This is a genomic window from Enterobacter sp. CRENT-193, from assembly GCF_002787395.1.
Classification (GTDB): Bacteria; Pseudomonadota; Gammaproteobacteria; order Enterobacterales; family Enterobacteriaceae; genus Enterobacter; species Enterobacter hormaechei_C.
This window is the reverse complement of sequence record NZ_CP024812.1, coordinates 3,359,310-3,372,975: the sequence shown is the minus strand read 5'-3', so window position 1 is coordinate 3,372,975 and position 13,666 is coordinate 3,359,310. Positions and strand designations below refer to the sequence as shown.

Below are 13,666 nucleotides of genomic sequence, written 5' to 3'. Positions count from 1 at the left end.
CAGGACGTAGCATTATGAAGACACATCCACAGTACGAACCCTGGTTGCAGGGCATGCTCATCATCGCGAAATATTATCGGCTGGATTTTTCGGCGGAGCATGTTCGGGTCACGATTAACCATGAAAGCCAGTCGCCACGCCAGCTGGTGCTGGAGGAGATGGCGCGCCAGCTTGGCCTGGGGATGCGTTGGGTGGCGGCGGAAGCCCTATCGCTCGATCCGTGGCGTTTACCGCTGCTGGCGGAGTTTACCGGCGGGCAAATTGCGGTCATCAACCGTATGGACAACGATGGGAACGTCAGCGTGCAGTTTAGCGGCGACGGCGGCCTGGAGACAACGCTGACGCGGGACGAGCTCGGTTCGCGGTTAAAGGGGCTGATGGTGCTGCGTCCCCTGGAGTCCACGCCGGATGCGCGCGTGGATGATTACATCAAACCCTATGAGAAAAACTGGTTCTGGCAGCTGGCGCTGAAAGACTGGCGTCGTTACAGCGATATTATGCTGGTGGCGCTGGTCGCCAACGTGCTGGCGCTTTCCGGCATGGTCTTCTCCATGCAGGTCTACGACAGGGTGGTACCGTCGCAGTCAGAAGCCACGCTGTGGGTGCTGTTTGGCGGCGTGATGATTGCCATCGTGTTCGAATTCATCATGCGCATGCTGCGCGTGCACATTTCTGACGTGGTGGGGAAGCGCGCCGATCTGCGCATCTCTGAACGCGTCTTTGCCCACGCGCTGCGGATTAAAAACGGCGCACGCTCGAAATCAACCGGATCGTTTATCGCGCAGATCCGCGAGCTGGAATCGGTGCGGGAGCTGATCACCTCCACCACCATTGCCGCTATCTCCGATCTGCCGTTCTTCCTGCTGTTCGTCTTCATCCTGTGGATGATAGGCGGCCCGCTGGTGCTGGTGGTGCTGCTGGCCGTACCGCTGCTGCTCATTCCCGGCCTGCTGGTGCAGCGCCCGCTGGGGAAACTCTCCAGCGAAGGGATGCGTGAATCGGCGATTCGCAACGCCACGCTGGTGGAAGCGGTGCAGGGGCTTGAGGACATCAAGCTGATGCGCGCTGAGCAGCGGTTCCAGAACCAGTGGAATAACACCAATGACGTTGCCGCCAGCGTCGGCATGAAGCAGCGCTGGCTGACGGGGCTGCTGCTAACCTGGACCCAGGAGGTGCAATCTATCGTCTACGCCGTGGTGCTGCTGGTGGGGTGTTACCTGGTCATCAGCGGTGACATGACCACCGGTGCGCTGGTGGGCACCTCGATTCTGGCGTCCCGGACCATTGCGCCGCTGTCGCAAATTTCTGGCGTGCTTTCCCGCTGGCAGTCAGCAAAGGTGGCCCGCAAGGGACTGGATGACCTGATGCAGCGCCCGATTGACGATCCCCAGCACGGAAAGAAGGTGCATAAAGCCCACCTGCGCGGTGATTATCTGCTGGACGACGTGGGGTTTTATTACGACGAAGAAGAGAAGCTCACCGTGCTGAATATCAGCAAACTACGCATTCGCGCCGGGGAGCGCGTGGCGGTGCTCGGGCGGAATGGTTCGGGGAAAAGCACCTTGCTGCACCTCCTCGCGGGAATGCAGGAGCCGCAGCAGGGCAGCATTTTGCTGGACGATATTGCTCTCAATCATCTTGACCCGGCCGACGTGCGCCGCGATATGCAGTTGCTCAGCCAGCAGGCGCGGCTGTTCTTCGGCTCCGTACGCGACAACATCCTGATGGGTAATCCGCTGGCGACAGACGAGGAAATCCATCAGGCGCTGGTCAACAGCGGCGCGCTGGAGTATGTGCGCAAGCAGAAAATGGGGCTAAACACCATCATCAACGAGGGCGGAACGGGGCTTTCCGGCGGGCAACGTCAGGCGCTGCTGCTGGCGCGCGCGCTGATCACCTCGCCGAATATTCTGCTGCTGGATGAACCCACCGCCTGGCTGGATGAGGTCAGCGAGAAGCAGTTTATCCAGCATCTGCACCAGTGGCTCGGTAAGCGCCGGACGCTGGTGGTGGCGACGCATCGCCTGCCGATTCTGGACCTGGTTGACCGCATCATCGTCCTGGAAAACGGCAAAGTGGTGATGGATGGCCCTCGTGATGCCATTTTACGCCAGCACGGAATGGCCCCGCAGCAGGCGCCGCAGCGTACGGTTAAACTGAAAACGGAGGGCGTGGCATGAATGATTTCTCCCGCTTTAATAGCCGACTGAAGGAGCCCCGCCTGCCGCGTTCGTCGCTGGTGGCATGGTCGCTGTTTGCCCTGCTGGTGGTGTTTATTACCTGGGCCAGCCTGTTCCAGCTGGATGAGGTCACGACGGGCAGTGGCAAGGTGATCCCGTCCTCCCACGAGCAGGTGATCCAGTCCCTGGAAGGGGGGATTATTCACAGTCTGATGGTGCGCGAAGGCGACATCGTCGAGCGTGGTCAACAGCTTGCCCAACTGGACCGGACGAAAACCGAGTCCAGCGTGCTGGAGAGCGAGTCTCGATTAAACGCTGCAATGGCGACGGCCGCGCGTCTGAATGCTGAGGTGAACGACACCGGGCTGACATTCCCGGCAGAGCTGGATGACGACGTTGAGCTGGTCAAACAGGAAACGGCGCTTTATCAGTCACGTCGCGAAAGCCTTGAAAAAGGGCTGGCGGGTTTACGCCAGGGAGCGGATCTCGTGCAGCGTGAACTGGCATTAACGCGCCCGCTGGTGACGCAGGGGGCGGCCAGTAAGGTCGAAGTCTTACGCCTTGAACGCCAAAAAAATGAGCTGGAGAGCAAAATCACCGAGATGAAAAACCAGTACTACGTTCGCGCCCGCGAAGAACTGGCGAAAGCGAACGCAGAAATAGAGGCGCAGCGTTCGGTCATGAAAGGACGCGAAGATTCACTCACCCGCTTAACGTTTAATGCGCCGGTGCGTGGCATCGTGAAGGATATTGACGTGACGACGGTGGGCGGGGTGATCCCGCCGAACGGCAAACTGATGAGCCTGGTACCGCTTGATGACCAGATGGTGATAGAAGCGAAAATCTCGCCGCGCGATGTCGCGTTTATCCATCCCGGGCAAAAAGCGCTGGTGAAAATCACCGCCTATGATTACTCGATCTACGGCGGGCTGGAAGGGGAGGTGACGATGATTTCCCCGGATACCCTTCAGGACGAGGTGAAACGGGATGTTTATTATTATCGCGTTTATATTCGTACAGACAGTAACCATCTGACCAACAGGCAGGGCAAGGCGTTCCCGGTGTTCCCGGGCATGATAGCCACAGTTGATATCAAAACCGGCAGTAAATCCGTCATTGATTATCTGCTGAAACCGTTGAATAAGGCAAAAGAGGCGCTGCGCGAGCGGTAAGAAAGGCGTTCAGCAAACCGAACGCCCGTCAGATCAGAGTGTAGGCGTCATGTTGACAGCATGGCGTCGTTCTTTTGGTACCACATTGATGTAATGTGTGACATACGCAAAATATAATCCGGCATAATTTTCGACAAGCTCGATAAAGGCCGGATAAATTGACATCCGGCCATCGCCGCGATCTTTAAGATAACCTGCCTCCTGCGCCGATTTGATAATGCGGTTGACGTGAATACGCGAGACGAAAAATTCTTTTGCCAGCGTGCTGGCTGAATACGCTATTATGGCACCGTGTGCTGTTTTGTTTTTAATGGCCTGCAAATAGAGATAGAGCATAATCATTCGTCCACCATCCTTATCAATAAATAAACCCACCTCCGGAAGCACTTTCCTGAATGTTAATCCGCGGAAAAGGTACTCTGCGGCGCGCCGGAAAAAGTTGTGCCTCAGAATGTCATTGTCCAGAAGGTTAACATTAATGTTGAATGCCGGATAAAGAATGCTGACAGGCGTAAACGCCCCGGACATATAGCGTTTAAGCTCATCGAGTCCTTTTTCCGTCGGCGCAATTTTTGTTTTTCGGCGATCTTCACTACAGCGCCAGGTCTTAATTCGCCCGGTAGTTTTAAGTATGGTAATGATCGCGATAACACTGTTAGGGCTGGCGATATTATAACGGGTGCATAGCGCCTTAATCTCTGAAACTGACTCAGCCTGATTGCCAAAAACAAAACAACACATGGACAGTATTATGTTGAAGCGTGATTCCTGAAGCATCGTTTTGTAGAACAAGGGTTGTTTTTTATAAATGGCATCATTAATTCTGTAGTGTTCTGTTATAGCTTCACCAAATCGCGGGTTGTTTTTAATGACATCCCTTCGATGTAGCAAAGCCCTGGATGAGATGTGATTATCCATAGCATTTTCTCTTTTTGTCTGGGCCGATAAGATGAAGTGTCCGGTCTTCTTTTTCGGAATTTTCATTATACCTCGAGAAATGCATATTTACTGTCGTTATATGAAAAGAAAGTAATATTTATGATGCATATGGATGAGTCGGTTGATTAACGCAAAAATGTTCCTGTGCATAACATTGATAACGGTTTATTAACCAAACAGGGTGCGGTAAAATTATTCAATGCGACAAAGAGTATTGGCTTTAATTACAGATGGGAATACTATTTGCATTCTCAGGAGCAGGTTATGTCTCAAAATTTACCTTTTATACAAGGTACGTGCTACAAGCAACGGTTTGTTATTTCAGCCTGCGGTTTCACCTTCGAGGGGTATAGCCTGCTTCTGAAGTCACGTGGCGTAAACGCCACGCGGCTCCATTTTGAAGAGGATGAAGTTTGCTCAGGTGATGTTCAGAAAATGATGCAAAATCAACCACCTGAAGTTGCTGTTTTTCTTGGTCGCGACGTCGCTGCCTTTCTTGAAAGCCTGAAGCAGTTGGTATCGGTGCTGAATGCGCTGCCGGTTATTTGTAGCGTGACGCTGTATGGCGCAATACCAGAGAGATGGCTTTATGCCACGTTGTGTAGTCTCGTTAATAATACCAAATCGTTATCGATGATCAGGATAGCGAATATTTCAGACGTAATGGACTGTGCAGACAACATTTATGACGTGCATACCGATTCGTCACGCATATTGCGTGATGGACCCGAGAAAGAAGGTAAAGAAAGTCTGAATGGTTTAACAAAGCGCGAATTAACCGTATTGCTGAATTTTTATCGGGGTATTTCGATAAAAGAGCAGTCTGCGAGGTTAGGGTTGTCAGATAAAACCATTTATACCCATAGAAAAGTGGGGTTGGATAAATTATATCTTATCAGGGTGTGGTTTAGCGATGCACGTGTTTTCAGAGATGAAGTCTGTGCAGTAAAAAATAATCCGCAGGGGTTTTCGGATGCGGAAATTGATATTTTGCAGGCGTTACATAAGCGGGAAATCTTTGCGGCTTATCAAATTATTACCGATGGCGATAAAAAAGGAGTAGGCTTTGAAATTCTGCTGCGCTGGCATAAAAACGGTCAGGTTCTGAAGGCTGCCCAATTTCTGGGTGGGGTGAAAAATGGCGAAATATGGCTCAAGCTGACGGCGTTAGTCATCCACGCGGCCGTGTCAGGTATCAACAGATACAATGGAAAATATTATTTTTCGGTTAATATACCGCCTCCACTGGCTACCGGAAACGCGCTGCCGGGAATGGCGAAAAAAGCCGTTGAGATGTTACTGAAGCCGCAGTGGGCCGGGAAACTTGTCTTTGAATTAGCTGAAGCGATTGATGTGACAAAGGATCCAAATATTCCTGTCACTCTTCAGCGTTTACGCGCCGAGGGGTGTCGGTTGTTTCTGGATGATTGCTTTTCCAGAGATTACGCTATGTTACCCATCCGACAGATTAATGTTGATGGATTGAAGCTTGACCGCGATATAGTTGAGCACTTTGTTGCTAACGACAATGACTATAGCATTATTAAAGCGATACAGATATACAGCGACATGACGGGAAGGGAATGCGTTGCGGAAGGCGTCGATAGCGAAGAAAAATTTAAAAAACTTGTCGCGTTAGGGGTTAAACGCTTTCAGGGATATTATCTTTCCCGGGCGGTTAAAGAAGAAGAGCTTGATCGAATGGTACGGCTATTTAGTTAATGGGTTCACTATGCTGGTGGTACGACAGAGAAACTTTTCTACCACCAGCAAAAACAGTCACTCACCAGCGCAATAATCTGTTATCAGATATCATCGCGCGTAAAACCGACAACAATTTCAAGCGTATTTCGAATGACATCGCAGGCTTCGGGCTCCTCGGTAATTTCGAGGGCGTGAATCAGTTGCAGGATAATCTCTTTATTAGAGAGATTGTCACCGGTCAGCATAATACAGCGTATTGCCGAGCCCAACACTTCAACCTCACCACTGAGATGTTTTCCTGCATTAAGAAAATGTTCCGCCAGTCCTTTATCGTGCAAGGCTTCAAAATTATACGTCTGCTGCATAATCGCTTTACTCATGGTGGTCACCGTTTCGGTTAAAATTAGTGTTTCTTGTCTGGGGTCAAAAGCGTGTTGTGAGTAAAGAGAGATCGCATGCGACCCATGTCATAATTGCCCATCACTCTTCCCCGGTCGTGCGAGACGCCGGTTACACGCTGGCGCACTTCATCTTCAGCGGCAATCAATGCATTTTTACGTTCATCATTTGATTCAACGTTAGCCATCGCCCGCAGGCGATTAGCAAGAGACACAAAGGTAATAGGTCCGTTCTCTTTCAGTATGGATAATACGGCCTCACCGATAAGGTCATCCTTAAGTCGTTCAAATTTAGTTCTATGCATACCTTCAATCTCACTCTGCTACACGCGGCAGGCTGTAGCATGGGGTTAGTCATCGCATTCAGAAGCTCTATTCTCACTCAGCATGACTAACTTAGTAAGTTAAAAAACAGTGTTCAGGTTAACGCTCGAAGAAGAGGGCTATCAAACCGTTGTAGTGCGCTTTCTCAACGTCAGACGTGGATTCTTCAATTCTGCGCAACAGCTTTGTACAAATTGTCATTCTGCTCAGTTGTACATTTTCTTTGATGATCTCACTGACGATGGCACCAAGGGTTTCCTGCTGTGTTGGGACGTTATCCTTGTTAAAATACAAGGTTATAGCGCTTTCTGCTGTAGAGGGAGCATGGTTGCGACGCATAATTTTCCACCGTTAACAAACAATTTTGTAACATCACTGGCATCGAATTTATACTATATGGTCAAATCTGTACATCAAAATTGTACAACTTTTTCGTATGGATTGAGCTTTTATCAGGAGAACTATCAAGATTAGGGGGGGGGAAGAGAAGGAAAGGGGGGGAAAAGAAAAGGCCCCGGAGGGCCTGAAATTATTTACGTCCCAACAGAAGTCCCAGAACGATACCTACCGCACCCGCAGCGATTAAGCCCGTTAACGGGTTATTTCTGACGGCTTCAGTAACATCCGAGACGGCATCACTGGCATGGGCAGCATATTTTTTCGCTGCACCTTTCACCTGGTGTTTAGGGGAGTCAACGAATTCACCAAACTGCTGCTGCGCAGAGCCGGATAATTCATCAAGTTTGTTTTTGGCTTTATCGCCAGCGTATTGTGCATTTTTATCAGTGTCGAAATCAGACATTCCAGCCTCCTTTTGTTGATAGTCTAAGGATAGACGCTGATTTCAGGCGTGAGCGAGAATTCGCTGAAATCGACGCCTGATTGCCCCTTTTTAGGATATGTCTTTCTTACATGACAACCCTAACGTCCTTAGGATGTTGTTGATCACTATTTCCCTCGCCGTCTCTCTACGCAGTGCGAAGAGATTATTTTTGTCGTGCGTGAGCGGGAAAGGTAACGTAATAACCAAGGGATGCGGCCAGGCACAGCATATAACCGAACGATTCCGAACCTTCCTCCACGGCGTTTTTCACGACACGCATATAGCCATGCTCCAGGATGGCGTGCCACAGCACCTGCATTCCAAAGAGGCGGGAGAAGACCAGTACAGCCAGCAGGCCGCTCAACAGAATACCGTACCAGGGGGATTGGGTATATTTTGCCAGCTGTTCCAGGGTAGCACGAAAATGCATAACGGGGCGAATTAACGCCAGCACAGCGGTAATCAGCGCGAACCACACCCAACTCCCATGAGAAATGAGATCAAAAAGCGCGTCCAGCTCACGAATTAGCATTGTCAGGAAAAATCCGCCCACCAGAATATTACAGTAACGCATGGATTCGTACATTTTCGCCAGACGAAAATGGAGAAAGACAATACTCGCTAATACCGTTTCCTGCATAATTTCGGTCAGTGATAATTCCGGAATATCATGGCCGACAAACCGCATATCAACCCAAAGACAAAGTACAATAAGTGCGCAAGCGGCCGCCGCGCCAACGAAGAATAAAAAGCTCTTTAGTACAATCATTAACACCACCATTTTGTTTGTAGCGAGTATGTTAGGTGACGAGAATGTTATTTCTGTTCACAATGTGCCATATAAGTGCGGATTTTTAACATTTCGAGCTAAATAGGGTTGGTCACGACGAGACGAAAGCGTAAATATCGTCAACAACGTCTGTGCTGTTTAGGCGGGGCGATGTCATTGCGGAGGGTGCCATCAGGCAACGGGATGTCAGGGTATTGAGGGACCAGCGAGAGGTGGAAAACACAGCTGCGGAACTATCTTGTCGATGTTTTCTTAAGAACATACTCTGATTGAGAAAGCGTTCAGTTCCACAAAAATGCTGTTTCTCCACCCTGGGAATTATTTTTCTTCTTTGTACTCACCTTTTGATTTCAGTTTATCTCTAACCAGGTTGGCGCAACTGGTTGCATTCTGTAAACTCAGGTCGTTTACAATAGAAGAACGAGATTTTAAAACTTCGTTGTAAGCTTCTTTAACTTTCGGACTGACTGTTGCAGCAAAACTATCTGGTGGGAAGTTACCCAAAGGTTCTTTATCACCGCTTAAGGCCTTAGCACAAGCATTATTAATTTGGTCATCAATGCTTAATTGATTAGCGATAGCTGATAACGAAAAAGATAAAACCAAAGAGGCGAGAACAATTCTTTTCATACTTAGTCATTCCTTAATGATGAAGCGTTGTGATCCGAATTCAATATGTAAAACCCAATTGTGATAGTAATATTTATCAGAGTGTATAAAAATTCTTTTGGATAAACCGGATCAGGACCAGTTTCAGCAATGTTTTCTGTCCGAACATGCTGCACCCGACTTATTTTGTTTACTACAGGCTAAATGTTATCAAAGATAAATATATCCAACAGCATTAGTCTATTCTTTTTCGTATTCTTATGATACCTACGTTCTTTAGTGGGGGTTAGTGTGATTGCACAAGTCTTTTAAAGTAGGATTTTTAAGAAAGAATGATGATGTATGACTTCATCTGTAGCACACTTGCATTACACTCAATAACAAGAACAACCAACACGTTAATTTTTAAGGGACAGTGCATGGCTGCAATGGATTTATCCAAAATGGGCACTGCCAAAGTGGTGCTGAATACCAGTGATTGCAATCAGATAGTTATAGAAAAGTGGCCTGTCAGCGATGTTGAGTGGGCCTTTTATCTCTACGCGGCAACAGAGCTTAATCAGGCAGGGATTGCTACGCCAACGCTTTTGTCTGCTGATGCCACCTTACGCAAGTTAAGACTGGAGTATATTCCTTATAAGGTTGATCAGACCGCTGTGGCAAACGATTATGCCATAGCTATGCTGGGGCGCCTGCATCGCTATCCTGCAAATTCTGAATGGCTCTATCATACGCATACGTGGACAGAAACAGCGCTTGAAAACGCTCTCATGCTTTTGGCATTACCTGAAAAAAATGCCCGGCAGCTTCGACGATTTCAGCAGAATAGTAATGCGTTATTCGCCTGCCAAAGCCTGGTTTCAGGCGACAGCAATGCAGGCAACTGGGGAAGAAGAGAAAGCGGTAATTTAGTTCTTTTTGACTGGGAAAGGTTTGGCAAAGGGAGTCCTGCTATTGACCTGGCTCCCCTCATAAGGGGAATGGGGACAAAACAAGAATTTATAGACCTTGCAGGACGCTATTGCCAGCTATCCTCCCATCAAAATATCAGGGAGCTGGCCAGAGAAATTGCTATTGTCAAAGCCTGGATTGTCACGGAAGTGATTGTCCTGCTTCATATGCGGCAAAAGAGTGCATTTCCCTTGTATCTCAACTGGTACAGAGAACATCTTCCCGACTGGTTAGACAACGTGGAAAAAATGTTATGAAGCATGAATTCTAAAAATTCTGCTTTTTATAGCAATACGTACTTTTCGCTCCTGACGCACCTGATTGCCCACTTCTGATATATCAGCGAGTCACTAATATTAACTCGCTGATTTTTCACATTACCTACGGTTCTACTTAAAACCCACAATAAACTTCGTGTTTACATAAAATCGTATTAACAGATACAATACCCCCCTATAGTATCAGGAGGGCGTATGCCGCATTCACCCGAAGATAAAAAACGTATTCTGACCCGCGTCCGCCGCATTCGGGGCCAGGTTGATGCCCTTGAACGCGCCCTGGAATCGGGCGATCCCTGTCTCGCCATTTTGCAGCAAATCGCCGCCGTGCGCGGCGCTGCCAATGGCCTGATGGGGGAAATGGTTGAAATTCACCTCAAAGATGAGCTGGTGACGGGGGAGACCACCCCGGATCAGCGGGCTGTGCGGATGGCGGAAGTCGGCCATTTACTGCGCTCTTATCTAAAATAAATCCACACACCTCACAACAAGGGAAAGACATCATGAAATCTCGCGCAGCTGTCGCGTTCGGCCCAGGCCAGCCGCTGAAAATCGTTGAAATTGATGTTGCTCCGCCGAAGAAAGGCGAAGTGCTGATCAAAATTACCCACACCGGCGTTTGCCATACCGATGCGTTTACCCTGTCCGGTGACGATCCGGAAGGCGTATTCCCGGCGGTGCTCGGCCACGAAGGGGGCGGTGTGGTGGTGGAAGTGGGTGAAGGCGTCACCAGCCTGAAGCCCGGCGACCATGTGATCCCGCTCTACACCGCAGAGTGCGGCGAGTGTAAGTTCTGCAAATCCGGCAAAACTAACCTCTGCCAGGCCGTGCGCGCCACGCAGGGTAAAGGTCTTATGCCGGACGGCACCACCCGTTTCTCCTATAACGGCGAGCCCATTTATCACTACATGGGGACCAGCACCTTCAGCGAATACACGGTGTGCGCCGAGATCTCACTGGCGAAAGTGAATCCGCAGGCCCCGCTGGATAAAGTCTGTCTGCTCGGCTGCGGTGTCACCACCGGTATCGGCGCGGTGCATAACACGGCGAAAGTGAAAGAGGGTGACACCGTGGCGGTGTTCGGCCTCGGCGGGATCGGTCTGGCAGTCATCCAGGGCGCGGTACAGGCGAAAGCTGGCCGCATCATTGCTGTGGATACCAACCCGGAAAAATTTAAGCTCGCAGGTGAGATGGGCGCGACCGATTTCATCAACCCGAAAGACTACGACAAACCGGTTCAGGAGGTGATCGTTGAGCTGACCGACGGCGGCGTGGACTTCAGCTTCGAATGTATCGGCAACGTCGATGTGATGCGCTCAGCGCTTGAGTGCTGCCACAAAGGCTGGGGCGAGAGCATCATTATCGGTGTGGCTGGCGCGGGTCAGGAGATCAAAACCCGTCCCTTCCAGCTGGTGACAGGGCGCGTATGGCGCGGGTCGGCATTTGGCGGCGTGAAAGGCCGTACCCAGCTGCCGGGCATGGTTGAAGATGCGATGGTCGGTAAAATTCAGCTCGACCCGTTCATTACGCACCGCCTGCCGCTGGAGCAGATCAACGAAGCCTTCGATCTGATGCACGAAGGAAAATCTATTCGTACCGTTATCCATTTCGGCGACAACTGATTATTCTGCCAGCGTTTTTTTCCGCTGGCATTTCTTCCCTGATCTTTTCTAAAGTGTGACCTGTCTGGCGCTTTTAACCGTAATCTAATTCCCTGGCGTGCCGATGACTCTTTTACAGGCGTGTTTTTACGCATCTTACCTATAAGAGAGTCGACGGTCATGGACAACACAACATCGATGCAGGCGCAGCATAAGCTGAGTTTCTTGCATCACATCCGGCTGGTTCCGCTGTTTTCCTCCATTCTCGGTGGCATTATTCTCCTGTTTGCATTGAGCTCGGGTCTGGCAGGCTATTTCCTGCTCCAGGCCGATAACGATCAGCAGGATGTCACGGCAGAAATCCAGGTGCGCACCGGGCTGTCAAACAGTTCCAACCATTTACGCACCGCCCGTATCAACATGATCCACGCGGGGGCGGCGAGCCGTATCGCGGAGATGGAGGCGATGAAACAAAACATCGCTGAGGCTGAGACCCGCATCAGGCAGTCGCAGGATGGATTTGCCGCCTATATGAAGCGCACTATTCGCACACCGGCTGATGAAGCGCTGGACGGCGATCTGAAAGCCCGCTATGACGCCTACATCGCCGGTATGCAGCCGATGCTGAAATATGCCAAAAACGGCATGTTTGAAGCCATTATCAACCACGAAAATGAGACCGCGCGTCCGCTGGACGATGCCTATAACGCGGTGCTGCTGAAGGCGATAAAAATCCGCACCGAACGCGCCAACGCGCTGACGGCGCAGGCTCACACCCGCACCCGGCTGGGGCTGATGTTTATGTTCGGCGCGTTTGGCCTGGCGCTGGCGCTGGCGGTGATCACTTTTGTGGTGCTGCGCCGTACGGTGATAAACCCGCTCCAGCGAGCCGCTACGCGTATCGAAAATATCGCGAAAGGCGATTTGACCATGCCGGACGAACCGACCGGGCGCAGTGAAATTGGCCGCCTTACGCGCGATCTGCAAACGATGCAGCACGCGCTGGTGACCACCGTAGGCACCGTGCGGCAAGGGGCGGAGGAGATCTACCGGGGAACCAGCGAGATCTCCGCGGGTAACACCGATCTCTCTTCCCGTACTGAGCAGCAGGCGGCGGCGATTGAACAGACGGCGGCCAGCATGGAGCAGCTCACCGCGACGGTGAAACAGAACGCCGATAACGCGCATCATGCAAGTAAACTGGCAGAAGATGCCTCCGGGAAGGCCAGCCGCGGGGGGCAGATGGTCTCCGGCGTGGTGAAAACCATGGGTAATATTTCCACCAGCTCGAAGAAGATCTCTGAAATTACCGCCGTGATTAACAGCATCGCGTTCCAGACCAATATTCTGGCGCTCAACGCGGCGGTCGAGGCGGCGCGTGCGGGTGAACAGGGACGCGGCTTTGCGGTCGTGGCGAGTGAAGTTCGCACCCTGGCAAGCCGCAGCGCAAACGCGGCGAAAGAGATTGAAAGCCTGATTAATGAATCGGTATCGCTTATCGATCAGGGTTCCGGGGAGGTGGTTGCAGCGGGCAATACCATGAATGAAATCGTCGAGGCGGTTAAACGCGTCACCGATATCATGCTGGAGATTGCAGCGGCGTCCGATGAGCAGAGCCGCGGCATCGTTCAGGTGAGCCAGGCGATTTCCGAGATGGATAAGGTGACGCAGCAGAATGCCTCGCTGGTGGAAGAAGCTTCTGCGGCAGCGGCTTCGCTGGAGGAGCAGGGCGCACGTCTGACGGAAGCCGTTGGCGCGTTTCGTCTCAACGGGGCGCACGCAGGACGGACTACAGCCGCTGCAAACGCAGCGAAACCCGGGCCTTTAACCCCGGCGGCGGTCGTCTCAGGTGATAACTGGGAAACGTTCTGAGTAAGACAGACCCGCCCTCGCGGCG

14 protein-coding genes are annotated in these 13,666 nt (G+C 50.9%); 7 read left to right on the top strand and 7 right to left on the bottom strand.

Annotated features, from left to right (window positions below; all coding sequences use genetic code 11):
* Positions 1 to 14 precede the first annotated feature (14 nt).
* Complete coding sequence (locus CU081_RS16810) at positions 15 to 2,180, top strand: type I secretion system permease/ATPase (protein ID WP_022651164.1); 2,166 nt, start codon at positions 15 to 17, stop codon at positions 2,178 to 2,180.
* Positions 2,177 to 3,352, top strand: a complete 1,176-nt coding sequence (locus tag CU081_RS16805; protein ID WP_022651165.1) for an HlyD family type I secretion periplasmic adaptor subunit — start codon at positions 2,177 to 2,179, stop codon at positions 3,350 to 3,352. The genes CU081_RS16810 and CU081_RS16805 overlap by 4 nt, the downstream gene beginning before the upstream one ends.
* 33 nt (positions 3,353 to 3,385) lie before the next feature.
* Here the strand turns inward: CU081_RS16805 and CU081_RS16800 are convergent, their stop codons facing one another.
* A complete protein-coding gene (locus tag CU081_RS16800; protein ID WP_032634546.1) occupies positions 3,386 to 4,270 on the bottom strand; it encodes a hypothetical protein in 885 nt (294 codons plus the stop codon).
* Positions 4,271 to 4,555: 285 nt separating this feature from the next.
* Here CU081_RS16800 and CU081_RS16795 point away from each other — a divergent pair, with 285 nt between their 5' ends.
* Positions 4,556 to 6,013, top strand: a complete 1,458-nt coding sequence (locus CU081_RS16795) for an EAL domain-containing protein (RefSeq protein WP_022651166.1) — start codon at positions 4,556 to 4,558, stop codon at positions 6,011 to 6,013.
* A gap of 83 nt (positions 6,014 to 6,096) precedes the next feature.
* On the opposite strand, the gene CU081_RS16790 is transcribed toward CU081_RS16795, so the two are convergent.
* From CU081_RS16790 to CU081_RS16765, 6 genes are all read right to left on the bottom strand, one after another.
* Positions 6,097 to 6,375 carry a biofilm development regulator YmgB/AriR family protein gene (locus CU081_RS16790; RefSeq protein WP_044596271.1) on the bottom strand — a complete coding sequence of 93 codons (279 nt, stop codon included), beginning with the start codon at positions 6,373 to 6,375 and terminating at the stop codon, positions 6,097 to 6,099.
* 23 nt (positions 6,376 to 6,398) lie between these two features.
* A complete protein-coding gene (locus tag CU081_RS16785) occupies positions 6,399 to 6,698 on the bottom strand; it encodes a hypothetical protein (protein WP_003857266.1) in 300 nt (99 codons plus the stop codon).
* Positions 6,699 to 6,816: 118 nt separating this feature from the next.
* A complete protein-coding gene (gene ycgZ / locus CU081_RS16780; protein ID WP_003857265.1) occupies positions 6,817 to 7,056 on the bottom strand; it encodes a regulatory protein YcgZ in 240 nt (79 codons plus the stop codon).
* A gap of 190 nt (positions 7,057 to 7,246) precedes the next feature.
* On the bottom strand, positions 7,247 to 7,519 hold the full coding sequence (locus CU081_RS16775; protein WP_022651168.1) for a DUF883 family protein: 273 nt from the start codon (positions 7,517 to 7,519) through the stop codon (positions 7,247 to 7,249).
* 184 nt (positions 7,520 to 7,703) lie between these two features.
* Positions 7,704 to 8,309, bottom strand: a complete 606-nt coding sequence (locus tag CU081_RS16770) for a hypothetical protein (RefSeq protein ID WP_022651169.1) — start codon at positions 8,307 to 8,309, stop codon at positions 7,704 to 7,706.
* 339 nt (positions 8,310 to 8,648) lie between these two features.
* Entirely contained in the window at positions 8,649 to 8,960 is a 312-nt protein-coding gene (locus CU081_RS16765; protein ID WP_003857260.1) for a hypothetical protein, read from the bottom strand.
* A 398-nt stretch (positions 8,961 to 9,358) separates the two neighbouring features.
* On the opposite strand from CU081_RS16765, the gene CU081_RS16760 reads away from it, so the two are divergent.
* The 4 genes from CU081_RS16760 (at position 9,359) to CU081_RS16745 (ending at position 13,641) form a co-directional block, all read left to right on the top strand.
* Positions 9,359 to 10,147, top strand: coding sequence for a phosphotransferase family protein (locus CU081_RS16760; protein WP_022651170.1), 789 nt, complete (start codon positions 9,359 to 9,361; stop codon positions 10,145 to 10,147).
* A 216-nt stretch (positions 10,148 to 10,363) separates the two neighbouring features.
* Entirely contained in the window at positions 10,364 to 10,639 is a 276-nt protein-coding gene (locus CU081_RS16755; protein ID WP_003857256.1) for a metal/formaldehyde-sensitive transcriptional repressor, read from the top strand.
* 32 nt (positions 10,640 to 10,671) lie between these two features.
* The gene (locus tag CU081_RS16750) at positions 10,672 to 11,790 is read left to right on the top strand and encodes an S-(hydroxymethyl)glutathione dehydrogenase/class III alcohol dehydrogenase (RefSeq protein ID WP_003857251.1); all 1,119 of its coding nucleotides are present in this window, start codon (positions 10,672 to 10,674) and stop codon (positions 11,788 to 11,790) included.
* A gap of 159 nt (positions 11,791 to 11,949) precedes the next feature.
* Positions 11,950 to 13,641 (top strand): methyl-accepting chemotaxis protein, encoded by a 1,692-nt coding sequence (locus CU081_RS16745; protein WP_022651171.1) that lies wholly within the window; start codon positions 11,950 to 11,952, stop codon positions 13,639 to 13,641.
* Positions 13,642 to 13,666 lie beyond the last annotated feature (25 nt).

Bases quoted from the DNA above. Each gene is read 5' to 3' on its own strand.
- CU081_RS16810 (WP_022651164.1), top strand. From the start codon at position 15: ATGAAGACACATCCACAGTACGAACCCTGGTTGCAGGGCATGCTCATC.
- CU081_RS16805 (WP_022651165.1), top strand. From the start codon at position 2,177: ATGAATGATTTCTCCCGCTTTAATAGCCGACTGAAGGAGCCCCGCCTG.
- CU081_RS16800 (WP_032634546.1), bottom strand. From the start codon at position 4,270: ATGGATAATCACATCTCATCCAGGGCTTTGCTACATCGAAGGGATGTC.
- CU081_RS16795 (WP_022651166.1), top strand. From the start codon at position 4,556: ATGTCTCAAAATTTACCTTTTATACAAGGTACGTGCTACAAGCAACGG.
- CU081_RS16790 (WP_044596271.1), bottom strand. From the start codon at position 6,375: ATGAGTAAAGCGATTATGCAGCAGACGTATAATTTTGAAGCCTTGCAC.
- CU081_RS16785 (WP_003857266.1), bottom strand. From the start codon at position 6,698: ATGCATAGAACTAAATTTGAACGACTTAAGGATGACCTTATCGGTGAG.
- ycgZ (WP_003857265.1), bottom strand. From the start codon at position 7,056: ATGCGTCGCAACCATGCTCCCTCTACAGCAGAAAGCGCTATAACCTTG.
- CU081_RS16775 (WP_022651168.1), bottom strand. From the start codon at position 7,519: ATGTCTGATTTCGACACTGATAAAAATGCACAATACGCTGGCGATAAA.
- CU081_RS16770 (WP_022651169.1), bottom strand. From the start codon at position 8,309: ATGATTGTACTAAAGAGCTTTTTATTCTTCGTTGGCGCGGCGGCCGCT.
- CU081_RS16765 (WP_003857260.1), bottom strand. From the start codon at position 8,960: ATGAAAAGAATTGTTCTCGCCTCTTTGGTTTTATCTTTTTCGTTATCA.
- CU081_RS16760 (WP_022651170.1), top strand. From the start codon at position 9,359: ATGGCTGCAATGGATTTATCCAAAATGGGCACTGCCAAAGTGGTGCTG.
- CU081_RS16755 (WP_003857256.1), top strand. From the start codon at position 10,364: ATGCCGCATTCACCCGAAGATAAAAAACGTATTCTGACCCGCGTCCGC.
- CU081_RS16750 (WP_003857251.1), top strand. From the start codon at position 10,672: ATGAAATCTCGCGCAGCTGTCGCGTTCGGCCCAGGCCAGCCGCTGAAA.
- CU081_RS16745 (WP_022651171.1), top strand. From the start codon at position 11,950: ATGGACAACACAACATCGATGCAGGCGCAGCATAAGCTGAGTTTCTTG.